General features: G+C 66.9%; 20 protein-coding genes (1 of these 20 running past the window's edge). 10 read left to right on the top strand and 10 right to left on the bottom strand.

What is annotated here, in order from left to right; all coding sequences use genetic code 11:
- The 8 genes in view from speD to AC4GYU_RS02800 are tightly spaced (at most 19 nt apart) and all read right to left on the bottom strand, a layout consistent with a single transcriptional unit that may run on beyond the window.
- A protein-coding gene (speD, locus tag AC4GYU_RS02835; RefSeq protein ID WP_491085392.1) for an adenosylmethionine decarboxylase crosses the window boundary here: on the bottom strand, positions 1–362 show its 5' portion. It extends 7 nt beyond the left edge of the window; only the first 362 of its 369 coding nucleotides appear in the window; it begins with the start codon at positions 360–362; its stop codon lies off the left edge, out of view.
- Entirely contained in the window at positions 359–1,978 is a 1,620-nt protein-coding gene (locus AC4GYU_RS02830; RefSeq protein ID WP_491085391.1) for an FAD-dependent oxidoreductase, read from the bottom strand. The genes speD and AC4GYU_RS02830 overlap by 4 nt, the downstream gene beginning before the upstream one ends.
- Entirely contained in the window at positions 1,968–3,506 is a 1,539-nt protein-coding gene (locus AC4GYU_RS02825; protein ID WP_491085390.1) for a polyamine aminopropyltransferase, read from the bottom strand. The genes AC4GYU_RS02830 and AC4GYU_RS02825 overlap by 11 nt, the downstream gene beginning before the upstream one ends.
- A complete protein-coding gene (locus AC4GYU_RS02820; protein ID WP_491085389.1) occupies positions 3,499–3,708 on the bottom strand; it encodes a DUF350 domain-containing protein in 210 nt (69 codons plus the stop codon). Before AC4GYU_RS02820 ends, AC4GYU_RS02825 begins: the two co-directional genes overlap by 8 nt.
- A 12-nt stretch (positions 3,709–3,720) precedes the next feature.
- Entirely contained in the window at positions 3,721–3,864 is a 144-nt protein-coding gene (locus AC4GYU_RS02815) for a hypothetical protein (RefSeq protein WP_491085388.1), read from the bottom strand.
- A gap of 19 nt (positions 3,865–3,883) precedes the next feature.
- Positions 3,884–5,254 carry a DUF4178 domain-containing protein gene (locus tag AC4GYU_RS02810; RefSeq protein WP_491085387.1) on the bottom strand — a complete coding sequence of 457 codons (1,371 nt, stop codon included), beginning with the start codon at positions 5,252–5,254 and terminating at the stop codon, positions 3,884–3,886.
- Positions 5,251–5,907 carry a DUF4178 domain-containing protein gene (locus tag AC4GYU_RS02805; protein WP_491085386.1) on the bottom strand — a complete coding sequence of 219 codons (657 nt, stop codon included), beginning with the start codon at positions 5,905–5,907 and terminating at the stop codon, positions 5,251–5,253. Before AC4GYU_RS02805 ends, AC4GYU_RS02810 begins: the two co-directional genes overlap by 4 nt.
- A 1-nt stretch (position 5,908) precedes the next feature.
- Positions 5,909–6,910, bottom strand: coding sequence for an SPFH domain-containing protein (locus tag AC4GYU_RS02800; protein WP_491085385.1), 1,002 nt, complete (start codon positions 6,908–6,910; stop codon positions 5,909–5,911).
- A gap of 109 nt (positions 6,911–7,019) precedes the next feature.
- Here AC4GYU_RS02800 and AC4GYU_RS02795 point away from each other — a divergent pair, with 109 nt between their 5' ends.
- From AC4GYU_RS02795 to AC4GYU_RS02785, 3 genes are all read left to right on the top strand, one after another.
- Positions 7,020–7,790 (top strand): exodeoxyribonuclease III, encoded by a 771-nt coding sequence (locus AC4GYU_RS02795; RefSeq protein ID WP_491085384.1) that lies wholly within the window; start codon positions 7,020–7,022, stop codon positions 7,788–7,790.
- Complete coding sequence (locus AC4GYU_RS02790) at positions 7,787–8,803, top strand: ATP-dependent DNA ligase (RefSeq protein ID WP_491085383.1); 1,017 nt, start codon at positions 7,787–7,789, stop codon at positions 8,801–8,803. Before AC4GYU_RS02795 ends, AC4GYU_RS02790 begins: the two co-directional genes overlap by 4 nt.
- A gap of 95 nt (positions 8,804–8,898) precedes the next feature.
- Positions 8,899–10,470 (top strand): ATP-binding protein, encoded by a 1,572-nt coding sequence (locus AC4GYU_RS02785; RefSeq protein ID WP_491085382.1) that lies wholly within the window; start codon positions 8,899–8,901, stop codon positions 10,468–10,470.
- Here the strand turns inward: AC4GYU_RS02785 and AC4GYU_RS02780 are convergent.
- Positions 10,467–11,408 (bottom strand): arginase family protein, encoded by a 942-nt coding sequence (locus AC4GYU_RS02780; protein WP_491085381.1) that lies wholly within the window; start codon positions 11,406–11,408, stop codon positions 10,467–10,469. The two genes, AC4GYU_RS02785 and AC4GYU_RS02780, sit on opposite strands and share 4 nt — an antisense overlap.
- Here AC4GYU_RS02780 and hutI point away from each other — a divergent pair.
- Genes hutI through hutU form a run of 3 tightly spaced genes read left to right on the top strand, consistent with a single transcriptional unit; the run spans position 11,407 to position 14,735 of the window.
- Positions 11,407–12,621 (top strand): imidazolonepropionase, encoded by a 1,215-nt coding sequence (hutI, locus tag AC4GYU_RS02775; RefSeq protein WP_491085380.1) that lies wholly within the window; start codon positions 11,407–11,409, stop codon positions 12,619–12,621. The two genes, AC4GYU_RS02780 and hutI, sit on opposite strands and share 2 nt — an antisense overlap.
- 18 nt (positions 12,622–12,639) lie before the next feature.
- The gene (locus AC4GYU_RS02770) at positions 12,640–13,035 is read left to right on the top strand and encodes an MAPEG family protein (RefSeq protein WP_491085379.1); all 396 of its coding nucleotides are present in this window, start codon (positions 12,640–12,642) and stop codon (positions 13,033–13,035) included.
- Between the two features lie 32 nt (positions 13,036–13,067).
- Positions 13,068–14,735 carry a urocanate hydratase gene (gene hutU, locus AC4GYU_RS02765; RefSeq protein ID WP_491085378.1) on the top strand — a complete coding sequence of 556 codons (1,668 nt, stop codon included), beginning with the start codon at positions 13,068–13,070 and terminating at the stop codon, positions 14,733–14,735.
- On the opposite strand, the gene AC4GYU_RS02760 is transcribed toward hutU, so the two are convergent.
- A complete protein-coding gene (locus AC4GYU_RS02760; protein WP_491085377.1) occupies positions 14,732–17,158 on the bottom strand; it encodes a PAS domain S-box protein in 2,427 nt (808 codons plus the stop codon). The two genes, hutU and AC4GYU_RS02760, sit on opposite strands and share 4 nt — an antisense overlap.
- Before the next feature lie 325 nt (positions 17,159–17,483).
- Between AC4GYU_RS02760 and AC4GYU_RS02755 the strand changes: the two genes are divergently transcribed.
- From AC4GYU_RS02755 to AC4GYU_RS02740, 4 genes are read left to right on the top strand one after another with little or no spacing between them, the layout of a single operon-like run.
- A complete protein-coding gene (locus tag AC4GYU_RS02755; protein WP_491085376.1) occupies positions 17,484–20,195 on the top strand; it encodes a TonB-dependent receptor in 2,712 nt (903 codons plus the stop codon).
- Between the two features lie 2 nt (positions 20,196–20,197).
- The gene (locus AC4GYU_RS02750) at positions 20,198–20,524 is read left to right on the top strand and encodes a winged helix-turn-helix domain-containing protein (protein WP_491085375.1); all 327 of its coding nucleotides are present in this window, start codon (positions 20,198–20,200) and stop codon (positions 20,522–20,524) included.
- Between the two features lie 56 nt (positions 20,525–20,580).
- A complete protein-coding gene (hutH, locus tag AC4GYU_RS02745) occupies positions 20,581–22,089 on the top strand; it encodes a histidine ammonia-lyase (protein WP_491085374.1) in 1,509 nt (502 codons plus the stop codon).
- 18 nt (positions 22,090–22,107) lie between these two features.
- Positions 22,108–23,235, top strand: coding sequence for a M14 family metallopeptidase (locus AC4GYU_RS02740; RefSeq protein WP_491085373.1), 1,128 nt, complete (start codon positions 22,108–22,110; stop codon positions 23,233–23,235).
- The last annotated feature ends 1 nt before the right edge of the window (position 23,236 follow it).

Here is a 23,236-nt window from a genome sequence, read left to right as displayed (position 1 = left end):
ACTGGCGGGCGCGTTGCCCGCCGAAGCAGCTCGGCGCGGCATTCGCGCGCGGCAAGGCCAAGCCGGATGACCTCAAGTGCCGCTTGTGGATCGCAGGTCGATCCGCAGACAAAGATGTCGATCGCGGCAAAGTCGTGCTCGGGCCAGCTATGAATCGAGATGTGCGACTCCGCGAGCAAAGCGACCCCGGTCACTCCCATTCCCTCGCCGAAGCCGTGGAGCCGTACCTCCAGGACCGTCGCGCGCGCGGCCGCGGCGGCCGAACGCAGGATGCCCCCGATATGCGCCTCGTCGTCGAGGCGGCTGCAGCCGATCAGGTCCGCGATGAGGTGGACGCTGTTCCAGGGTTCGTGCGCGCTCACAGCAGGCTCTCGAAAGAATGGCCGACGTGGCGCATGGCGGCCTCCGCAGCCGCGACGCCGGCGTGATGCGCCTCCTCGAACAGGGACAGGCCCGTAATGTCGGAATGGGCAAGGAATATCGGCGCGGTCAGCGCATCGGCGGCGCGGACGTCGGCCCCGGCCATGAAGCCAGGCGTGGGCCGCACCATGGCATGACCCCAGCGCCAGACGTCGATCCGCTGGATCGCATCGGCGAGCTCGGGATGGAGCGCGAGAAGATCGTCGCGGACGAGCGCCTGCCAGCTGCCCAGCGAGCGCTCGAGCATCAGCTTTCGGGCGTCCGTGGGCGGCAGGGCCGAGAGCGGCATATACCAGGTGAGTACGGTCGGACTGGCGCGTGCGCTCGACGTCTGATGGGTCGCGACGACGTAGCCGAGGGATTCGCTCGCGGTCGAGACATTGTCCCAGGCCAGCGGTGCACCCTTGCCCCCAGGTGGCCGCGCCACGGTGATGTTGGCCACCACCCAAGGGGCGTAGCTATAGTCCTTTGCCGACACCCGGCCCGGGGCGATCCTCGCGCCGACGAAGTGGGGCATGGCGAGGATGAGTGCGTCGGCCTGCAGTCGGCGGCTCGTGCTGGCGCGATTGTCGAAGGCGTCGAGAACGGCGTTGCCGTCGCCGGCGCGGGTTCGGTACACGCTGTGCGCCGGACGGATCCTGTCTCGGACCCGGTCGGCCATGAGGCGCACGAGCCGATGATTGCCTTCGGGCCAAGTCAGTTCGCGCTCGCCGTCACGATCAGCAGCCCAGCCCCGCCGCGCTGCGAAATAATGGATTCCGGCCCAGGCCGAGACGTCACCAGGTTCGGTGCCGTAATCGTCCCGGCAGCAATAGCGCACGTAACGGCGGAGGATCGGTGACTGCCAGCCCTTGGCGTCCAGCCAGTGGGCGAAGCTCATGCGGTCGAGCGCCAGAAAGACGGGGTCGCGCGAGGAATAGGCGCTGGGAACGGCAAAAGCGGGGCGTCCGTCATTTCCGACGGCCATCCGGAACGCGGCCATGGTCTGCTGGAAGGCCTGTCGTTCGCGCCGGTCGCGCGGCGTGAGGCCGACGGTTGGATAGAGCCCCTCCTGCCACTCGCCCCCGGCGAAGACACGTTCCTCGAGGTCGGCGCAGAGTTGGTAGGGATCGTAGACGGGGGCGCCGTCCTTCTCGCCCACGATCATGCCGAACTGGCGCAGCATGTGGAGCAAGGCCTTTGCCTCGCGGTTGGGCACGGGGAGATAATGGGCGCCAAGAGGATAGGCGGAAACGGCATTGCGTCCGCTCCGCGCATTGCCGCCGACCTCATCCTCGAGCTCGAGCAACTGGAAGTCGGTAAAGCCCGCCTCCGCGAGGCGCCAAGCTGCCGCGAGCCCCGCCACACCGCCACCCGCGATGACCAGCTTGTGCCTCTCGACCGCACCGGTCGGCTCGGGGAAGCGGCCACCACGAAGCTGATGCCCACGGCGGACGTCGGCGCCGCCAAGCGTCCCGGGCATCGCGTTCGCCTCGGCCGAGCAGCCCGGGAGGGCGAGTGCACCCGCGCCGATTCCAGCAGCGGCGAACAGATCCCGCCGGCTGATCTCAGCCTTCATAGCGGCCCCATTCCTCGGCGAAGGAGCGGACGAGCGCCTGATTGTCGAGGCGGTTCACTGGGGTGGCGACCCGCGCCATGTCGAGGGCGAAGTCGAACATCGCCCGCTCGCTCGCCGGGGTCAGGTAACGAAGGCCCTTAGGCAGGCGCACCCCATCGCCGATCGGGCGGTGCGCGGCCATGGTGAAGCCCCATTCGCCGAAGCTCGGGACATAAGCGTGATAGCCGCGCGCATTAAGGCCGGCGGCCTCGAGCGTGGTGGCGACGGTCCAGTAGCTGCGAGGCGCGACCAGCGGCGAGGTGGATTGGACCGCCATCATCCCCGACGGCGCGAGCAGCCGTCCGACCTCACGGTAGAAGCTTTCGGTATAGAGCTTGCCGAGCGCGAACTCGGTGGGATCGGGGAAATCGACGAGGATCGCATCGTAGCGGCCGCGTGCCTCGCGAACCCAGCGGAAGGCGTCGGCATTGATCACGTGAAGACGGGGGGAGGTGAGCGATCGACCGTTGAGCGCCGCGAGCTGCGGCGTTTCGCGGAAGAGCACGGTCATCGCGGGATCGAGGTCGACCAGGGTCACCTTCTGGACCGACGAATGGCGAAGCACCTCGCGGGCCGCGAGGCCATCACCGCCGCCGAGGATGAGGACGTTGCGCGGCTCGGCGACACGGCCGAGCACCGGCCAGACCAGGGCTTCGTGATAGCGATATTCGTCGCGCGAGGAGAATTGCAGATTGCCGTTGAGGTAGAGACGAAGGTCGCCGCCGCGGCGGGTCAGAACAATCCGCTGGAAGGGCGTCGACTTCGCGTAGATCACCGGCTCGTTGTAGAAGGCGACCTCCGACCAGCGCTGGATTCGCTCGGACCATGCGATCCCTGCAAGCAGGCTGGCGGCGCTGAGCAGGGCCGCGACGAGCTCCACCCGCATCCTTTTCTCCTTCCGCAGCGCGAGGAGCAAGGCGATCGCCACCGCGACGTTGAGCAGCCCGAACAGGAAGCCGGTGCGGATGAGGCCGAGGCGCGGGACCAGCAAGAGCGGGAAGAGCAGGCTGGCGATCAGCGCGCCCACATAGTCATAGGTGAGGACGGTCGAGACCAGCTCGCGGAGCGCGAAGCGGTGGCGAAGGATACGGATCAGGAGCGGTATCTCGAGCCCGACCAGGATTCCGATCAGCAGGACCAGTCCGTAGAGGGCCACGCGGAAATCGCTGGCGTAGGGGAAGAGCAAAAAGAGGACTGCCGCCAGCCATCCGCCGACCAGCGCAAGCAGCAGTTCGACCCGGACGAAGGCCAGCAGCTCGTCCTCGCGGATGTAGCGGGAGAGCCAGCTGCCGATGCCCATCGCGAACAGATAGGTGCCGATGACGGTCGAAAACTGGGTGACGCTGTCCCCGAGCAGATAGCTCGCGAGCGTGCCGGCCAGCAGTTCGTAGATGAGGCCGCAGGTCGCGACCACGAACACGGAGAAGAGCAGGATCAGGGCAAGTTGCGGATGTCCGCGCTCGACCTGCCCCTCGGGAATGTCAGCCATGAACCGCCGCGGCAATGATCGTGGATATGCCGATCGCGACGGCGCCGGCGAGGAGGGCAACGGCCATGTTCTTGCGCTCGATGATCTCGCGCCAGAGGTCACCGGGGGTGAGCTTGTCGACCAGCACGAAGCTGAAGACGAAGATGACGATGCCCATGCCGGCGTAGAGCAGGGTGGCGAGGAAGGTGTTGAGGGTCAGCATGACGCTTGCTCCTTATTTGTGGGTGGGGCCGTAGACGGAGGCGCCGGCGCTGCGCGACCCGTCGGCGAAGGGGGACCAGGCGTAATAGCTCGCGGCGACCGAGGCCATGAGCATGCCCAGGCACCAGAGGGCGAAGAGGAAGAGGCGCGCGCTCATCGGGCGGCCGTCTGCGCGATCATGGCCGATAACCTCCGCTTGCGGCGTGGACGCGCCGCGCCATCCAGATCGCAATGGGGGCAAAGGTCAGCAGGATGAACATGAGGACGTTGCTGAAGAAGACGCCGTTCGGCCTGACTTCGAAGCGCATGTTGATGCCCTCCGGATCCGGGTCCGACCAGCCTCTGCCCGAATAGCTTGCGCCATAGTCGCGGGGGTTCACCCATTTCTGCGCCGCCACGTCGACCATCACATCGTAGGTCCCGGCCGGGATCCCGGCGAACTTGGTCGTCTCGGTCCGGCTCCCCTCGGTCCAGGCGCCGTCGCTGTCGCGGCCCGAATAATATTCGACGATCCCGTAGGCGTCGATCGAGCGCTGCGTGCGGCGGTCGACGAGGCTGTAGTCGAGGTCGATCCACTTGTTCACGAAGGGCGAGCCGTGCGCCTTGATCGTGACGGCCTGGTAGGGCCGTTTGAGCGTTACCGTGCCGAGCAGCACCGTCTGGGCGGGCTGGCCGGCATAGACGGTCATGCTGCTATTGAGCGCCGCCCGCCCGGTGCCGAAGAGCAGTCCGAGCACCAGCAGGAGGAAGCTGGTCGCGATCGCAAGGCCGACCATCTTGGACAGGTCTTCATTGACGTCCGCAAGGCGGAGGGGCTCGAGGCCTCGCGCCTTCGGAGAATGGGAGGCTGCAAAGGTCTTCGCCGGACCCGAGGTCGCCTTTCGGCCGAACTGTCGCGGTCCCCCGCCAGCGGGCGACGAGGACGGTGCAACTGGCGCCGGATCGTTGAATGCCGCGCGCACGGCGTCGCCGTCGGGGAGGGACTCGACGAGCGTCCAGTTGATCTCGTCCGCGCTCCGCTCCCACGAGAGGGACGTGCCGCCAGTGGAGAATGTGGTTGCCGCGACCTCATCGCCCGCGCGGACCCGCCAGTAGAATTCCCCGACCACCGAATTGGTGCGGGTCGTGACGGGGTCATAGTCGAGGAAGTAGCGCTGCCCGTCGAGCGACACGACCTCGTCGCTTTCGGTGACGGGATTGCGGTTGAGCGGCATGCCGAACGACCATTCGTCGTCGGCCTGGATCAGCCAGCGATAACCCGCATAGGGATTGAACAGCAGATATTCGGTCCAGGAGGCGCCGTCGTCCGAGCGATCGAGGCGGCCGATCACCTCCCACTCGACGCCGGCCACGATCCCGCGGGCGCCGAGCGCAATGTCCCCGGCCGACGCTGCTCTGTGATATTCGGTGATCAGCCGGACGTCGGGACTGGCGACGTCGAGCTCCGAGCCGCAATATTGGCAGGCGACGGTGGTCGAATAGCCCGCCGCCTTGATCGCGATCGAGCCGCCGCAATTGGGGCAATTGATGAGCCGGGCCGCGCTCATCGATAGTCCGCCGGCAGCGGCCAGCCCTCGATCGCCCGCAGATTGCGGGGCTTGAGGTCAGCCAGAGAATAATAACGCCCCGAATAAGCGGTGACGCCTTGCGCGTCGCGCTGGACGCTGAGCGCGCCGCCCTCGCTGTCACGAAAGTCGATGCTTGCCATGGTCCAGTCAGGCGGGGTCGGGAATGGAAGGTCCCCTTCGCCTCCGAGGCAGCGGACTTCCTTGACGTCGGTTACGCTGAAGTCGTCGACCTGGTCGCCGACCGCGAAGGCTTCGCCGCGCGAAAAGCGATCGATCAGGGGATGACTGTCGAGGTCCGGGCGTTCGCTGAGGAGCATATACTGGCCCATGGCCTCACCGAGCCACCGCGCCTTGCCGTCGCCGCAGGAAAGGAGCCACTCATTCCAGCTCCCGTCCTGCCAGCCCCAGCGGACCCGACCGACGACCTCGAAGGTAAGGCCGTCGACGGTGCCGCTCGTGCCGAGCTGCAGGGGCGAGACGTCGAAGGGCAGGACCGACGACTTACCGATGTCGCTCAGACCCTCGCCCTGCCGGAGCAGGACGGAATGGCAGTAGCCGCATACCGCATAAGGCATGGCGGCCGAGCGCAGCGGCACCTCGGCGCCGCAAGCGGGGCACGAGAGGGCGGCCATGTTACTTCAGTCGGGCCAGCAGCTCGGTCTTCTTGCTGTCGAACTCTTCCTGGGTGATGGCCCCGGCGGTCAGCAGCCGGTGCAGCTTCTCGATCAGCTCGAAGGGATCACCCGCTGGGGCGCCGCCGCCCGCCGCCGGCGCCGCTGCCTGACCCTGGCCAAGACCCTGCGCCATGGTCGCGCCGATCGCCGCGGCCGCACCCATGCCCGCGCCCATGCCGGCAAGGCCGCCTTCCTGGCCCGCCGCCTTCTCGAGCGCCTCGGCCGACTGGAACTTGGCGTAGCGGTCGAGGTCGCCGATGACGCGCATCGAGCTGCCCTTGTCGAGGTGCCGCTGGACTTCTTCCGGAAGCGAGACGCTTTCGACGAAGAAGCTGAGGCAGCCGATGCCCCAGCGCTTGAAGCTCTCCTCGACGGCGCCGCGAAGCGTGTCGGACAGCTTCTGCTGGTTGGCCGCCAGGTCGAGGAAGGGCACGCCGCTGTTGGCGATGCCGGTCGCGATCGCGGTCTGGATGGCACCGCGCAGGGTCTGCTCGATGTTCCCGACCGACAGGCCCGGAAGGGTGCCGAGGAGATTGTAGGCGAATTCCTGGACGTCGCTGATCGCGATCGAATAGCTGCCGAAGGCGCGAATGCGGAGGGCGCCGAATTCGGGATCGCGAACCGTGATCGGCTGCGGGGTTCCCCATTTGAGGCCCGTCTGCTCCTTCAGCGAGAAGAAGATGATGTCCGACTTGTGCGGGCTCTCGAACGCCTTGTCCCAGTTGCGCAGGCTGGTGATGAAGGGAAAGTTCGCAGTGTCGAGCGTGTGCAGGCCTGGCCGGAAGAATTCGACCAGCTTGCCTTCATCGAAGAAGGCCGCGGTCTGGCCTTCGCGAACCGTGAGCTGCGCGCCATTCTGGATTTCCTGGTCGGGAAAGTAGACGCGCCAGGCGAGCTCGCCGGGTTCTTCCTGCCACTGAATGACGTCGATGAATTGCTTGCGAAGAAAATCGAGGACCATTTGTACACTCCCCCGCATGACTTGCGGCCCGGGACGACAATCGCCGCTTTCTTCGTGAGCGGCAAGAAGCTTCGTCGGAGCCTAGCGCCCGGTTGGCGGTTGGTGTGGCGTGCGTATCGCAACCTACAACGTGAACGGCATCAACGGGCGGCTCCCGGTGCTGATCGAGTGGCTGACGACGACCACCCCCGACATCGTCTGCCTGCAAGAACTGAAGGCGCCCGACGAGAAGTTTCCCGCCCAGGCGATCGAGGACGCAGGCTACGGGGCGATCTGGCACGGACAAAAGAGCTGGAACGGGGTCGCGATCCTTGCCCGCGGCAAGGCGCCCCACGAGACAAGGCGGGGGCTTCCCGCTGATCCTGACGAGTCGCAGAGCTGCTACATCGAGGCCGCGATCGACGGCCTGCTGGTGGGATGCCTCTACCTGCCCAACGGCAATCCGCGGCCGGGGCCGAAATTCGACTACAAGCTGCGCTGGATCGAGGCGTTCGAAGCGCATGCGGCGGGGCTGATCGAGCTGAAAGAGCCGGTGGTCCTGGCGGGCGACTATAACATCATCCCGACCGAGGCCGACGTCTACAAGCCCGAACGCTGGCTCGACGATGCCCTGTTCGCGCCCGAGGTGCGGGGCGCCTTCGCGCGCCTTGCCGGAGAGGGCTGGACCGACGCGCTGCGGTCGCTGCATCCGAACGAGCAGATCTACACCTTCTGGGACTATTTCCGGAATGCGTTCGCGCGCGATGCCGGGCTTCGGATCGATCATCTGCTGCTCAATGCGGCGGCGAAGAAGCGGCTGCGAAGGGCGGGGGTCGACCGCTCGGTGCGGGCACTGCCGAAGACCAGCGACCATGCCCCGACCTGGATCGAGCTTCGATGACCGCGCCGCAGACGATGGAGGCATTGCTCGTCGAGGAATTGCCGGAAGAGCCGGGGTGGCTGTTCGAACCCAAATGGGATGGCTTCCGCTGCCTTGCCGAACGGAAAGAGGGCGAGGTCCTCTTGTGGTCGCGCTCTGGCAAGCCGCTGGCGCGCTATTTCCCGGAAGTCGTGGAAATTCTCGCCGACCTACCCGGGGGAGATTTTCTCCTCGACGGCGAGCTGGTCATCGAGGCGGAGCAGGGTCTCAGCTTCGATGCCTTGTCGCAGCGGCTACATCCCGCCGAAAGCCGGATTCGCAGATTGGCGGTGGAAACCCCGGCGCAATATATCCTCTTCGACCTGCTCATGGACGGCGGGGACGATCTTCGCGCCGAGCCATTGTCGCTGCGCCGACGGTCGCTCGAGCGGCGCTTCGGTCGGCCGCTCAAGGGGCTGCTGCTGTCGCCCCAGACGGCGGAGCGGAAGTGCGCCACATTCTGGCTTGAACGGTCAGGCACCGCGCTCGACGGCGTTGTCGCCAAGCAAGCCGACGATCCTTACCGCGCCGGCGAGCGGGCCATGCTGAAGGTGAAGCGCCACCGCACGGCCGACTGCGTGGTCGGCGGGTTTCGCTACGACAAGAGTGGCGATGGCGTCGCGTCGCTGCTGCTCGGCCTGTATGATGGGGCGGGGAAGCTGAACCACGTCGGCTTCTGCGCATCGTTCAAGGCGGCGGAGCGGCGCGCCTGGGAGGCCGAGCTCGAGCCCCTCGTGGCGCCGCCGGGGTTCACCGGCGATCGGCCCGACCGCGCGAGCCGCTGGGCAAGCGAGCGGACGAGCGAGTGGCAGCCGCTCAAACCGGTGCTCGTGGTGGAGGTGCTCTACGACCAGGTAACGGCCGGACGGTTCCGGCATGGAACGCACCTGTTGCGGCGCCGGCCGGACAAAGCCCCGGGGCAGTGCGGATGCGAACAGCTGGCGCATGCGCTGTCACCGATCGAGCTCGCCGATCTGATGAAAGGCGCAACCTGAGAAGAAGCGGCCGTGCCGCTTGATTTCCGCGTGATTGGCAAGTGGTTCGCGGCGATTTACCTTCGCCCGGCTCGGTCGCCTGGCGGAAGTTACTTATGCTCGATGCCCTGTCGCATTTCTTTTCCGGGCAATATGCCCCGCATGGCTACTGCCTGTTGTGGCAACCGGCGCTCGTCTGGACCTACGTCATTTCCGACGCGCTCATTGCAGCGGCCTATTTCGCCATTCCGCTGGCTCTGGTGAGCTTTGTCCGGAAGCGGCGCGATGTCGAATTCGGCGCTATGTTCTGGCTCTTCTCGCTGTTCATCCTCTCCTGCGGGCTGACGCATGTGATGGGAATCTGGAACCTGTGGCATGGGGATTATGCGCTGGAGGGCGTGATCAAGGCGGTGACCGCGGCCGCCAGCGTGCCGACGGCAATTCTTTTGTGGCCGCTGGTTCCCAAGGCGCTCGCCATCCCTAGTCCGTCCATGCTGCAGCGGAAGAATGACGAGCTTGCCGCGGCGCTGGCCGAACGGGACGTCGCGCTCGAGCAACTGCGGCTCGAAATCACCCAGCGCGAGCGGGCCGAGGCCGCCTTGGTGCAGAGCAACAAGATGGAGGCGGTCGGTCAGCTGACGGGCGGGATCGCGCACGATTTCAACAATCTGCTTCAGGCTATTTCCGGCAATCTCGAGCTGATCCAGCTCGCGCCGACCAATGCGGAGAAGGTCGCGCGCTGGGCTGGCAATGCGATCCAGGCTACCGAGCGCGGGACCAAGCTCACCAGCCAGCTCCTGACCTTCTCGCGACGCCAGCGGCTCGAAGCCGAGACGGTCGACCTCGCGGCGACCATCAGCGGCATGACCGAGCTTCTTCGCAATTCCGTGGGGCCGAAGGTCGATCTCAAGGTGGAGGTCGATCCGGGTCTCGGCGCGACCAGGTCGGACCAGACCCAGCTCGAGCTGGCCGTACTCAACCTCGCGATCAATGGGCGCGATGCCATGCCGTCGGGAGGCGAGCTGCGGGTCCATGCTCGGGTTCATGATGCCGAAAGGGTGGCGATCGACGTCATCGACCGCGGCGTCGGCATGTCGCCCGACATCGTCGAGCGGGCGCTCGAGCCTTTCTTCACCACCAAGGGGCCGGGGCGCGGAACCGGGCTTGGCCTTTCCATGGCATACGGCGTGGCGAAGGCGGCCGGCGGCGACCTGCTGATCGACAGCACGCCCGGGGAGGGCACCGTCGTCACGCTACTTCTGCCGCGCATCGAGGGCGCCGAGTCCGGACAAGCTGCGGACGTCGCAATTCCGGAAGACAATGGGCCGGCCAGCGCTGGGTCGATCCTGCTCGTCGACGACGATCCGGAAGTGCGCTCGGCCGTGGCGGACATGCTGCGCAGCCGCGGCCACCGCGTGACCGAGGCCGACAACGGGCCGCAGGCCCTCCTCGAAGTGGAACGTGGCGACTTTGCGCTGATGATCCTCGACTATGCGATGCCGGGCATGAATGGTGCCCAGGTGGCTGCGCAGGCGCTTGAGCGGCGGCCCGATCTCAAGCTGTTGTTCCTCAGCGGCTATGCCGACAGCGATGCGATCGATCTGGCGGTCGATGGCCGGGCGCGGGTCCTCCGCAAGCCGATCGGCGCGACGAGCCTGTTCGAAGCGGTGGAAGGCGTGCTCGGCTAGCGCACGCGGCGTTCGAAGCCGGCCACGACTTCCGCCAACCAGCGGCCGGCGGTGAGCGCGCTGAGGTCGGTCGGATCGAGCGGCGGGTCCCACTCGGCAAGGTCGATTACCCGCACCGCCGGCGCCGCGGCAAACCGCCGGACCGCGGTGAAAAAGTCCGCCGACCGCATGCCGCCCGGACGAGCACCCGGCGCACCCGGGAACTGGCTTCGGTCGATCACGTCGATGTCGCAGTCGAGGAGGATCGCCTCGAGACCCTCAAGGCGATCGAGGGCCCGATCGACGGCGTCGCTGATGCCTTGGTCGCGAACGTTGCGGGCGGTGATGACGAGGTGGCCGCCGGCTTCCGCGTCGTCGTGCATCGCCTTGCTGTTGGCGAAGGGGGCAAGGCCGATCTGCACAACGTTTGCACCCGGTAACCCGTCCTCGCGCAGCGCGCGGACGGGATTGCCGTTGGACAGGCCGTCCTCGAGGTCACGCATGTCGAAGTGCGCATCGAGGGTGACGAGGCCGCAGCGATCGAGCGGGAGGCCGAGCGCGTCCGCCATGCCGAGGAGGCCGGGGCGGGTGACGGCGTTGTTGCCGCCGACGAGCAGGGTCAGCGAATGGGCTGCGACGCTGTTCTTCACAGCATCGCGGATGGGGCCGGTGCAATCCTCGATCGAGAGGTCGGCGAGCGGGAGATCGCCATAGTCGCCGATGGCGGCTGACAGTTCGCGGTGCGTATCGATGTCATAGCGCCCGACCCGGCGGAGCACGGCGCGAAGCTTCTCCGGCGCGAGGTCGCAGCGTCCCGCGCTGACCGAGCCGGTGCCGAGGGGGGCGCCGATCAGGCCGATGGGCGTGTCGCCCCCGGGCGCGCGCAGGAGGTCGGAGAGGTTGGGCCAATTGCTGGACATTGCCTCCGACACTAGCAGCCGCTTAAGGCCTTGTCTCATGTGGGACCGCCTGATCACCGATTGCCACGTCCTGACGATGGTCCCCCGGCCCGGCGATCCGCTCGGCCTCATTCGTAACGCCGCGATCGGAATCCATGAGGGACGGATCGTCCGCGTCGGGCGGCGGACGGATCTCGCCGGAACCCGGGCGACCGAGGTCGTCCCGCTTGGCGGGGCGTTCGTTACGCCAGGCCTCATCGACTGCCATACGCATCTCGTCTTCGGGGGCACCAGGGCGACCGAACATGCCATGCGCCGCGCCGGCGCGAGCTACGAGGAGATTGCGGCGGCCGGCGGGGGGATCGCCTCGACCGTGCAGGCAACCGCCGCGGCCAGCGTCACCGAACTGCTCGACCAGAGCCGCGCCCGCCTGCACGCGATCATGCGGGGCGGGGTCACCACGGTCGAGATCAAGTCGGGCTACGGCCTCGACCCGGCGTCCGAGCTGCGCCTGCTCAACGTCATCCGGACGCTCGCCCGGTCCGAGCCTGTCCGGATCGAGCCGACCCTTCTCGCGCTTCATGCGCTGCCGAAGGGGGCTGACCGCGAGACCTTCGTCGAGCGCATGACCGAGGAATTGCTCCCGACCGTGGCGCGGCTCGGTCTTGCCACCAGCGTCGATGCCTTTTGCGAGGGCATCGCCTTCACGCCGGCCGAGACCGAGCGCCTGTTCGACGCGGCCGCGGCGCATGGCCTGCCCGTGCGGCTCCACGCCGAGCAATTGTCGAACAGCAACGGCGCGGCCCTCGCGGCCCGTCATCGGGCGCTCTCCGCCGATCATCTCGAGCATCTGGACGAGGCGGGCGCGGCGGCCATGGCGGCGGCGGGGACGGTGGCAGTGCTCCTGCCCGGCGCCTTCTACACGCTTCGGGAGACGCGGGTCCCACCGGTCGAACTGCTACGCAAGCACGGCGTGGCGATGGCGGTCGCATCGGACTGCAATCCCGGAACCTCCCCGGCCCTCGTGCCGCAGATTGCGATGAACATGGCGTGCAACCTGTTCGGGCTCACGCCGGAGGAGGCGATTGCCGGCATGACCGTCAATGCCGCGCGGGCGCTAGGCCGGGCCGACGAGATCGGATCGATCGAGGCCGGCAAGGCGGCGGACCTTGCGGTATGGCGGATCGCCGAACCGGCCGAGCTCGGCTATTGGCTTGGCCTCCTACCCGAGCGGCGCATTTTCGGCGGGCAGGACAGTCACCCCAAACCCTGAAGCAGCCGAGGCCGCCCGATGCCGACCGAATATTTGATGCTCGCCCTTCTGATCCTGCTGGCGCTGATCAACATCCTTTGGGCGGGCGCGGCCCGGACCAAGCAATATGGGCCCGAATGGAACATGGGTGCGCGCGACGAGCAGGTGCCGCCGCTTCATCCATTCCCCGCGCGGCTCCTCCGCGCCCAGGCCAATCTGTTCGAGACGCTGCCGCTGTTCGTGGCCGCCCTGCTAGGCGCCGCGGCTGCAGGTCACCTTGGCCCGCTCACGCATTGGGGATCGATCATCTATGTGGTGGGGCGGATCGTCTACCTGCCGCTCTACGCCGCCGGGATTCCGAAGATCCGCACCGTCGTCTTCGCCATCTCGCTCGTCGGGCTCGTGATGACCTGGTGGGCGCTGCTGTTCGGCTAGCTGCGGCGCCCGAGGGTCGCTAAGCCCGCGGCATGACCGACAGGAACGCTCGCCTCGACAACAGCCGCCGCATCAAGGCGCGCACCGGTGCTGATCTCGTCGCCAAAAGCTGGCAGACCGAGGCGGCGGTGCGGATGCTCATGAACAATCTCGACGACGAGGTTGCCGAGGATCCGCAAAGCCTCGTCGTCTATGGCGGGATCGGTCGCGCCGCGCGCAACTGGGAGGCGTTCGACCGGATCGTCGCGACGCTCGAGCGGCTCGAGGACGACCAGACCCTGCTCGTCCAGTCAGGCAAGCCGGTCGGCGTCTTCCGCACCCATGCCGACGCGCCGCGGGTACTCCTCGCCAATTCGAACCTCGTCCCCAAATGGGCGACCTGGGAGCATTTCCACGTGCTCGATCGGGCCGGACTGATGATGTACGGCCAGATGACCGCGGGGAGCTGGATTTACATCGGCACCCAAGGCATCGTGCAGGGCACCTACGAGACCTTTGCGGAAATGGGACGCCAGCATTTCGGTGGCGACCTCAACGGCAAATGGATCCTGACGGCCGGTCTTGGCGGCATGGGCGGGGCGCAGCCGCTGGCCGCGGTCATGGCCGGCGCGCACTGCATCGCCATCGAATGCCAGGAGAGCCGCATCGAGAAGCGCCTCGAAACCCGCTACCTCGACCGGCGTGCGGCGACCATCGACGAAGCGCTCGAGATCATCCGCACCGCCACCGAGCCGACCAGTGTCGGCCTCCTCGGCAATGCCGCCGAGATCGTCCCCGAGATGCTCGCGCGCGGAGTCCGGCCGGATGCGATCACCGACCAGACCAGCGCGCACGATCCGGTCAACGGTTACCTGCCCATGGGCTGGACCGTCGCCCAGTGGATCGAACGCCGCGAGACCGACCCCGAGGGGACCGCCGCGGCCGCCCGCATCTCCATGGCCCGCCACGTCGAGGCGCTGCTGAGCTACAAGGCCGAAGGCATTCCCGTCTTCGATTATGGCAACAACATCCGCCAGGAGGCGCTCGACACCGGCGTCACCAATGCTTTCGATTTTCCGGGGTTTGTGCCGGCCTACATCCGTCCGCTCTTCTGCCGCGGGGTCGGGCCGTTCCGCTGGGTGGCGCTGTCGGGTGATCCGGAGGACATCTACCGCACCGACCAGCGGGTGAAGGAGCTGATTCCGGACGATCCGCATCTTCATCGCTGGCTCGACATGGCGCGTGAGCGCATCGCCTTCCAGGGTCTCCCCGCGCGCATCTGCTGGGTCGGCCTCGGCCAGCGGCACCGGCTCGGGCTCGCCTTCAACGAGATGGTGAAGAACGGCGAGGTCAGCGCGCCCATCGTCATCGGCCGCGACCATCTCGACAGCGGCAGCGTGGCGTCGCCCAACCGCGAGACCGAGGCGATGAAGGACGGGTCGGACGCAGTGTCGGACTGGCCCTTGCTCAATGCGCTGCTCAACACCGCGTCGGGCGCGACCTGGGTGTCGCTGCATCACGGCGGCGGCGTCGGCATGGGGTATAGTCAGCATTCGGGCATGGTGATCGTCGCCGATGGCACCGACGAGGCGGCGCGGAGGCTCGAACGCGTGCTCTGGAACGATCCCGGCACCGGGGTCATGCGCCACGCCGACGCCGGCTATGAAGAGGCGGTCGCCTGCGCCCGCGAGCAGGGGCTCGACCTCCCCTCGCTGCGCTAGGCGGGCAGGGCCTCGAGCGCCTGGCCGACGCGGTCGAGCAATTCGCTCAGCCGATAGGGCTTCCCGAGATAGTCGAATTCGCCGGCTCGTTCGATCGCCTCGGCGGAATAGCCGGTGGTGAGGAGGATGCGGATCCCGGGGCGCCGACGACGAAGCTCGCGTGCCAGCATGATCCCGCTGACATTCCCCGGCATGACGACATCGGAGAAGAGCAAGGCAATCTCGGGCAGGTCGTCGAGCATCGCCATCGCCTCTTCGCCCGACGGCGCGCGGATGACATTGTAACCCGCCTCCGTGAGGATCGTCGCGGCAAGCTCGGCGACATCGTCCTGATCCTCGACGATGAAGATCGTCTCCGACCCGCTTCGGCCCTCGGCTTCGGCTTCGGCGGTGTCGGCGTCAGCCGACGAGGTCGTTGAGCGCGGGAAGAGCAGGCGGACGGTAGTGCCGGTGCCTTCGACGCTCTCGATCGCGACGGTGCCGAGGCTTTGCTTCACGAAGCCATAGACCATGCTGAGGCCGAGCCCGGTGCCCTTGCCCTGCTCCTTCGTCGTGAAGAAAGGGTCGAAGGCCCGGGCAAGGACGTCGGCCGGCATTCCGGACCCGGTGTCGCCAACCTTGACCTCGACATAGGTGCCAGGGGCCACGTCGAGGGCGCGCGCCTGATTGCCGTCAATGGTCCGCTGGTCGAGTTCGAGCGACAGCCTTCCGCCGTCGTCCATCGCGTCGCGGGCATTGACCGCAAGGTTGAGGATGGCGTTCTCGAGCGCATTGCCATCGACATGAATGGGCGGGAGATCGTCGGCGATCCGGACCGACAGCGCGATGCGTTCGCCGAGCGCACGACGGAGGAGCTCGGTCATGTCGGTCACGAGCTGTCCGGCATCGAGGATCCGCGGATCCAGCGGCTGGCGGCGGGCAAAGGCGAGCAGTCGCTTGGTCAGCGCGGCCGCGCTCTCGGCGCCCTTGATGGCATGATCGATTGACCGGCTCAGCCGAAGCGTGTCCTCGCGCCCGATATTGCGGCGGGCCAGATCGAGATTGCCACTGACGACGGTGAGCATGTTGTTGAGGTCGTGGGCGAGCCCGCCCGTCAGCTGGCCGATCGCTTCCATCTTCTGAGACTGGCGAAGCTGCTCATGCGCCGCGGCCAGCGCTTCCGTCCGTTCGATGACCCGGGTTTCGAGCGTGCGGTTGAGCGAGGCGAGTTCGTCCTGGGTCTCGCGCAGGTCATGGACGTCGGCCGCCATGCCGACCCAGGCGGAAATCTCTTCACCACGCCTGACCGGCGCGACGCGGCACATGTGCCAGCGCCATGCACCATCCTCTTCCCGTTTCATCCGGCATTCGACGGTGTAGCCGATACCTGCGTCCACGCTGCGATTGCGGGTCTCGACGAGGGCCGCCCGATCCTCGTCGTGGAAGGCGTGGGTCCATTCGATGCCGTCGGGGGTTACCGCCTGCCCAGTGTAGGAGCGCCACGCCGCATTGAAATAGGCGACCGAGCCGTCAGCCTGGTTCACCCACATCTTGTCGGGCGCATGCTCGATCAGGCGCCGGAACTGCGCCTCGCTCTCGCGGAGCTCGGCCTCGGCGAGGATCCGGGCGGTGACGTCGCTACCTTGCGCGAAAATGCCGCTGACATGGCCTGCGTCGTTGACGATCGGCTGGTAGACGAGATCGACGAAACGCCGCTGATGCGGGGCGCCCGGATGATGCTGGAGATCGACCGCCAGTCCCTCGGCGACAAAGGCCTTGCCGCTCTTGAAGACGTCGTCGAGGATTTCGAAGAAGCCTTGCCCCTCGACGTCAGGGAGCCCTTCGCGGACGGTCTTGCCCAGCACGTCGCGGTGACCGATCAGCTGGCGATAGGCCGGATTCGTCAGTTCGAAGCGATGCTCGGGCCCGCGCAGCAGCGCCATGAAGCCCGGCGCCTGATCGAACATGTCGTTGAGCCGGCCGAGGTCCGCCGCGGACCGGCGCTCCCCAAGCACCCGATCGGTGGTCTCGTGGCCCTGGTTGAAGATGCCGACGATCGAGCCATCCTCGCCGCGGATGGGGCTGAGGCTGTAATTCCAGTAGGTTTCCTGAGGGACCCCGTTGCGCACCATCGGCAGCATCTGGTCGAAGGTCGACGTGCCTTCGCCGGTCTCGAACGCCCGGGCGAATTGCGGGCCGACGACTTCCCAGATGTCTGACCAGACCGTGGCGCCCGGCTGGCCGAGGGCCCAGGGGTGCCGGTCGGCCGGGATCGGCGACCAGGCGTCATTGTAGAGCAGGATATGCTCCGCACCCCAGTAGATTGCGGTCGGATGGCTCGAGTTGAGGCAGATCGACAGCGCCGACCGGAGCGACTGGGGCCAGCCGAGCGGATCGCCCATCGGCGTCGAAGCCCAGTCTATCGCACGGATTCGTGCGCCCATGTCGCCGCCACCGGAAAGAAAGCTGAGCGCCTGCCGGTGGCCGTCCGATGCGCCTGAGGCCTGCCGGGTTGCGATGAGCGACTCTCCAGAACCGCTTCGTCGTGAAGTGGTTACGCCAAGGTAGTGAGTTGGCGTGGCCGTGCAAAGGGCCGACGGTGACATGATATGGTCAGAATCCTGTCACGGACTGTCCCAAAAGCCGCCATGGCTTTGCCACGTGCCCGAAACCCAGCCGAATAACTCGCGCAACGAAGCTGTCGCCTCCTCCGCCTAGAGCCCGCGACGAAGCCGGCGAGACCATGGCCGGGGGGACAAGGAAACAGCAATGAACACCGAACTCGGCGCAACGCTGAAGACGATCGCGACCATCCTGTGCTGCGGCGTGGCGACGCCCGCGCTTGCGCAGGCCAGCCTTCCGCTGGTGGCCAATTCGGCGACGACGCAGGGCGACACCGCCACGGCCACCGTTATCGCCGATGTCGCGGCACCGGCCGATGGCGCTGTCGCTGCTGCCACGGATACCGCCCAGCCGACCGGCAGCGATGTGGAGGTCGCCGACGTGGTGGTGACCGCGACCAAGCGCGAGACCAACCTCCAGAAGACCCCGATCTCGATCTCGGTCGTCGGCGCGGACACGATCCGCGAGCGCCGGGTGCAAAGCCTGCTCGATCTCGCTGACGGCGGCGTTCCTTCGCTCCGAATCGCGACCTTCGAGGCGCGTCAGTCGGCGCTCACGATCGGCATTCGCGGAATCGTTCCGCTCGACGCCAACCAGCCCGCCCGGGAACAGGGCGTCGGCGTCTATGTCGACGGTGTCTATCTCGGCCGGCAGCATGGCCTCAACGCGGCGCTGTTCGACGTCGAGCGGATCGAGGTGCTGAAGGGGCCGCAGGGAACCCTGTTCGGCCGCAACACCGAAGGCGGCGCGCTCAGCATCGTCACCAAGGCCCCAACCGGCCGCCTCGACGGTAATGTCACGGCGGGCATCGGCAACTTCGGTGCCTACAACAGCTATCTCCACCTGAACCTGCCGGAATTCGCCAACATCAGCTTCAAGCTGGACGGCATCCTCCAGCATCAGGAAGCGATCACCAAGAACCCGCTGCCTGGCCAGGCCGGCTGGGGTTACTTCGATCGCCAGGGAATCCGTGCCTCGTTCCGCTACCGCCCGGTCGCGGGGATCACCAACGACTTCAGCTATGACTACGGCGTCGACAAGAACACGCCCTTCTACAGCCAGCTGCTCAACTACAATCCGAACGGCTGCCTCAGCGGGGGCAGCAACACCGCGCCGCTTCCGATACCCGCCGGCAGCGCCTGCGTGACCCCCGGTACGGCCTTCACCGGCAGCCAGGGCACGGTTCGGCCGCTGCTGCCGGGCGTGGTGGTCAACGGCGACACGCTGATGCGAGTGGCCGACATCGGCGTTCCCCAGAAGAAAAGCAGCGACAAGACCTTCGGCTATACCAACACCCTGCGCTGGTCGGTCATTCCCGAGCTCGAACTGCGCTCGATCACGGCCTGGCGCGGTGTCGACGTCGAGCAGTGGGACAATAGCGGCGGCGCGCATCGCGTCCCGGTGGTCAACCTGACTGCGTCCTGCACCGCCGCGGCGCCCTGCGCCTTCAGCCGCTACAGCCTCGCCGACCTGACGCAGCGCCAGTTCAGCCAGGAACTCCAGGCGGTCGGCACCGTCGGCTCGGTCGATTATGTCGCCGGTCTGTTCTACTTCAACGAGCGCGTCAGCGATGATGCGGCGACGCCAAACTCGATGGGTGCGGTGGCCGTCCTCAACAGCGCCAATCAGGTCGTCGGCGCCAATTATGTGCAGATTCCCTTCTGCACCGCGAACACCCCGCAGTTCCTCGGCAAGGCGGTAAACGGCTGCGCCATCGACCGTGCTTCGCGGGTCCGCTCGCGCAGCTATGCCGCCTATGGGCAGGTCACCTGGAATGCGACCGACCAGCTGCACCTGACGGTCGGCGGGCGCTACACCCGCGACAAGAAGGAAGGCGAACTCCTCTTCTCGCGCAACATCAATTACCAGACCAACCCGACGGTTGCGGCCGCCAATGGCTACAAGCCGCTCGACGAAACTTGGAGCCGCTTCAACCCGCTGGCGATCGTCGCCTACGACTTCACCCCGCGGATCCACGGCTACGTCAAATATGCGACCGGCTATCGCGCCGGCGGGGCGAGCTCGCGCACGTCCGACTATCGCGCCTTCGATCCGGAGGATGTGACCAGCTACGAGGCCGGCCTCAAGACCGAGCTATTCAATCGCCGGGTCCGCTTCAACATCGCGGGCTACGTCATGGACCGGAAGGACAGCCAGGTCGACCTGAGCTCGATCCAGCCCACCGCGACCGGCAACTTCAACAACCTGATCACCTTCAATGCCCCCGGGACGACCAAGATTCGGGGCATTGAGGCCGACATTACGGTCAACCCGGTGGAAGGCCTGCAGATCGGCGCGTCCTACGCCTACACGTACACCAAGATCCCCGAGGTGCCGGTCACCTACAACGCTTTCTGCACCGGTGTCGCTACGCCCTCGACGGCCTGCACGGGCGCCGGCCAGGTGCTGAATTCGACCACGGTTCCGCAGCGCTTCTACATCGTCTTCACGCCGCGCAACGCGGCTAGCGCGTCGATCGACTACAAGCTTCCGCTGCAGTGGCGGGAGTCGGCGCTGAAATTCCACCTCGACGCCAATTACGCGCAGGCGACGCAGGCCTTCGACCAGTTCGCGACCAAGGCGGACAGCTCGTTCATCGTCAACGGGCGCGTGTCGCTCGCCGACATTGCGGTGACCCCGTCGAGCCAGCTGACGCTGAGCCTCTGGTCGCGCAACCTCTTCAACGAGCAATATGTCTACCGCCGCGACCCGTCGAACAGCCTTCCGGCAGTGCAGACCTCGCCGGTCACCGGCGTTCCCAACATCCTGCTGATCGGGAACAACGGCGGCATTCTCGGCGACTATGGCAACTTCAACATGCCACGGACCTTCGGCCTCGAAGGCACGGTCCGCTTCTGACCATGGCGTCCGCAGTCGAAGGAGGGGCGTTTCCGTTCGTCGACTGCGGACCGCTCCGGCTCGACCTCTATGCCTATCGCCTCCGTCGGGACGGTCGTTCGCAGGAACTGACGCTGACGGAGGCGAAGCTGCTCGAGGCGATGATGACCCGTCCGGGGCGGATCTTCTCGAGGTCCGAACTCGACCAGCTCCTGCCGTGCGGGGGCGGCAGCGAGCGTGCGCTGACCGCTGCCATCTCGCGGCTGCGGAGACCCCTGCTGGCACTCGAATGCGAGGGATGCCTGCAGGCCGTCCGCGGGCAGGGCTATACCTTCTTGCCGCCTGACTGAGACGCGCTCGCCGCAAGGCTCCCGTTCAGCGCCGGAAGCGGCTAAGGCCCCGGCCCATGCTCAATCTCGACCCCGAAGCCATCGACCTCGCTACCCTTCGCCAGCTCTGGGAAGGCGCGCCGGCAAGGCTTTGCGACGCGGCGCGGGCGCGGGTCGACGAGGCGGCGGCCTCGGTCGCGCGGATCGTCGCCGGGGGCGAGACGGTCTATGGCATCAACACCGGCTTCGGGCTGCTCGCACAGGAGCGGATTCCGCCCGAGCGGTTGAGCGAACTGCAGCGCAATCTCATCCTGTCGCACAGCTGCGGAGTGGGCGAGCCCGCGCCGGCCGCCGTCGTCCGGCTGATGATGCAGCTCAAGCTGCTCGGCCTCGGCCGGGGCCACAGCGGCGTTCGCCGAAGCGTGATCGACGGGCTCCAGCGCTTGCTCGACGCCGATGCTCTTCCGGTCGTCCCGAGCCAGGGAAGCGTCGGCGCCTCGGGGGACCTGGCGCCGCTTGCGCACATGACCGCGGCGCTGATGGGCCATGGGCGGATTGCCTTCGAGAGCGAGGTGCTGCCGGCCGCCGAGGTCCTCGGCCGCCTCGACCTTGCGCCGCTCGAGCTCGGCCCCAAGGAGGGGCTCGCGCTCATCAACGGCACCCAATATTCGACCGCCGCGGCGCTATACGCGCTGTTCCAGGCCGAGCGCGTGCTCGGCGCTGCGCTCCACGCCGGGGCGTTGTCGGTCGATGCGTTGAAGGGCAGCGCCAAGCCGTTCGATCCGCGCCTGTCGGCGCTCCGGGGGCAGCCCGGGCAGATAACCGTCGCGGCAATGATTTCCGATCTGCTCGAGGGCAGCGCGATCATCGCCTCGCATCATCGCTGCGGCCGGGTGCAGGACCCCTACAGCTTCCGCTGCATGCCGCAGGTGCTAGGCGCCAGCCTCGACCTCCTCCGGACCGCGGCTCGTACTCTCGAGATTGAGGCTGGTGCGGTCACCGACAATCCGATCCTCTTTCCTGATACGGACGAGGCCATCTCGGGCGGCAACTTCCACGCCCAGCCAGTGGCCTTCGCCGCCGACCTCATCACCATGGCCCTGTGCGAGATCGGCTCGCTTTCGGAGCGCCGGATCTCCGTCCTCGTCGATCCCAAGATGAGCGGGTTGCCTGCCTTCCTGATCGAGGATGGCGGCGTGAACTCGGGCCTGATGATTCCGCAGGTCACCGCCGCAGCGCTGGTGGCGGAAAATCGCGCAAACGCCTTCCCCGCCTCGGTCGACTCCATTCCGACGTCGGCCGGGCAGGAGGATCATGTCTCCATGGCCCCGATCAGCGGTCACAAGGCGATTCGTGTCGCCCGCAATTGCGCGGCGATCGTGGCGATCGAATACATCGCCTCCGCCCAGGGCATCGATTATCATGCGCCGCTCCAGACGTCGGGGCGCCTGCAGGCCGTGCATGCGCAGGTCCGGGCGATGAGTCCGCATCTCGACGCCGACCGGATGCTTGCCGACGAGATCGGCGCCCTCCAGGCCGCGATCCTCGACGGACGATTCGGCGGCGACTTCCTTCTTCCCCTCTGACCCCTTACAGGCCCGGCCATGACCATTACCGTGCACAGCGCCTTCGACAGCGGCAACATCAGCGTCAGCAAGATCGAGGGCAGCACGCTCGATCTCGAGATCAAGGACGATGCCGGTGGCGAATTCCGCCAGTGGTTCCACTTCCGGGTCGCCGGCGTGCGGGACCAGGACCTCGTCATGCGCATCACCAATTGCGCGGGCTCGGCCTATCCGCTCGGCTGGCCGGGCTACCAGGCGCGCGTCTCGACCGACCGCGAGACCTGGGTGCTGGCCGAGACCGAATATGCCGACGGCGTACTGACGATCCGCGCGACGCCCGAGACCGACCTCCTGTGGGTGGCCTATTTCGCCCCTTATTCGATGGAGCGTCATCACGACCTCGTCGCCACCATGGCCGAGTTGACCGACGTTTCGCACCGTACGCTCGGACAAAGCATCGACGGGCAGCCGATCGATTGCCTGACCATTGGCGAGGGACCCCTGACGGTCTGGATCTACGCACGGCAGCATCCGGGCGAGAGCATGGCCGAATGGTGGATGGAAGGCGCGCTCGAGAAGCTCGTCGACTATGACGACCCGGTCGCGCGCTCACTGCGTCAGCGCTGCACCTTCCACTGCGTGCCGAACATGAACCCGGACGGCTCGTATCGTGGCCATCTGCGCACCAATGCGGCGGGGGTGAACCTCAACCGCGAATGGCATGCGCCGAGCAAGGAGCGGAGCCCCGAAGTGCTCTGCGTCCGCGAGGCGATGGACTCGGCCCCGCCGGTGTTCGCGATGGACATCCATGGCGACGAGGCGATCGCCGCCAATTTCCTCGCCGGCTTCGAAGGCATTCCGAGCCTGACCGAGCGCCAGTCCGAGCTTTATCATCTCTTCGCCAATACGCTCGAGCGCATCTGCCCCGACTTCCAGACCGCCGAAGGCTATGAGCTGGCGCGGCCGGGGGAGGCCAACCTCTCGATGAGCACGACCCAGCTCGCAGAGCGCTACGGCTGCGTGTCGATGACGCTGGAGATGCCGTTCAAGGATCACGCGCCGTTGGCCGATCCGGTGCACGGGTGGAGCCCGGAGCGGTCGAAGGCGCTGGCGCATTCGTGCCTCGACGCGCTTCACCAGATCCTTCCCGAGCTCGAGCAGAAGTAAG

The organism is Sphingomonas sp. SP2, assembly GCF_058313385.1.
The sequence above is the reverse complement of the archived record's forward strand: the minus strand, read 5'-3'. Positions and strand labels throughout refer to the sequence as shown.

Coding starts and splice junctions, on each gene's coding strand:
- AC4GYU_RS02830 (WP_491085391.1), bottom strand. CDS start 1,978: ATGAAGGCTGAGATCAGCCGGCGGGATCTGTTCGCCGCTGCTGGAATC.
- AC4GYU_RS02820 (WP_491085389.1), bottom strand. CDS start 3,708: ATGCTGACCCTCAACACCTTCCTCGCCACCCTGCTCTACGCCGGCATG.
- hutI (WP_491085380.1), top strand. CDS start 11,407: ATGTGGGACCGCCTGATCACCGATTGCCACGTCCTGACGATGGTCCCC.
- hutU (WP_491085378.1), top strand. CDS start 13,068: ATGACCGACAGGAACGCTCGCCTCGACAACAGCCGCCGCATCAAGGCG.
- AC4GYU_RS02825 (WP_491085390.1), bottom strand. CDS start 3,506: ATGGCTGACATTCCCGAGGGGCAGGTCGAGCGCGGACATCCGCAACTT.
- AC4GYU_RS02810 (WP_491085387.1), bottom strand. CDS start 5,254: ATGAGCGCGGCCCGGCTCATCAATTGCCCCAATTGCGGCGGCTCGATC.
- AC4GYU_RS02770 (WP_491085379.1), top strand. CDS start 12,640: ATGCCGACCGAATATTTGATGCTCGCCCTTCTGATCCTGCTGGCGCTG.
- AC4GYU_RS02805 (WP_491085386.1), bottom strand. CDS start 5,907: ATGGCCGCCCTCTCGTGCCCCGCTTGCGGCGCCGAGGTGCCGCTGCGC.
- AC4GYU_RS02740 (WP_491085373.1), top strand. CDS start 22,108: ATGACCATTACCGTGCACAGCGCCTTCGACAGCGGCAACATCAGCGTC.
- AC4GYU_RS02755 (WP_491085376.1), top strand. CDS start 17,484: ATGAACACCGAACTCGGCGCAACGCTGAAGACGATCGCGACCATCCTG.
- hutH (WP_491085374.1), top strand. CDS start 20,581: ATGCTCAATCTCGACCCCGAAGCCATCGACCTCGCTACCCTTCGCCAG.
- AC4GYU_RS02815 (WP_491085388.1), bottom strand. CDS start 3,864: ATGAGCGCGCGCCTCTTCCTCTTCGCCCTCTGGTGCCTGGGCATGCTC.
- AC4GYU_RS02750 (WP_491085375.1), top strand. CDS start 20,198: ATGGCGTCCGCAGTCGAAGGAGGGGCGTTTCCGTTCGTCGACTGCGGA.
- AC4GYU_RS02780 (WP_491085381.1), bottom strand. CDS start 11,408: ATGAGACAAGGCCTTAAGCGGCTGCTAGTGTCGGAGGCAATGTCCAGC.
- AC4GYU_RS02785 (WP_491085382.1), top strand. CDS start 8,899: ATGCTCGATGCCCTGTCGCATTTCTTTTCCGGGCAATATGCCCCGCAT.
- AC4GYU_RS02790 (WP_491085383.1), top strand. CDS start 7,787: ATGACCGCGCCGCAGACGATGGAGGCATTGCTCGTCGAGGAATTGCCG.
- AC4GYU_RS02760 (WP_491085377.1), bottom strand. CDS start 17,158: ATGGGCGCACGAATCCGTGCGATAGACTGGGCTTCGACGCCGATGGGC.
- AC4GYU_RS02800 (WP_491085385.1), bottom strand. CDS start 6,910: ATGGTCCTCGATTTTCTTCGCAAGCAATTCATCGACGTCATTCAGTGG.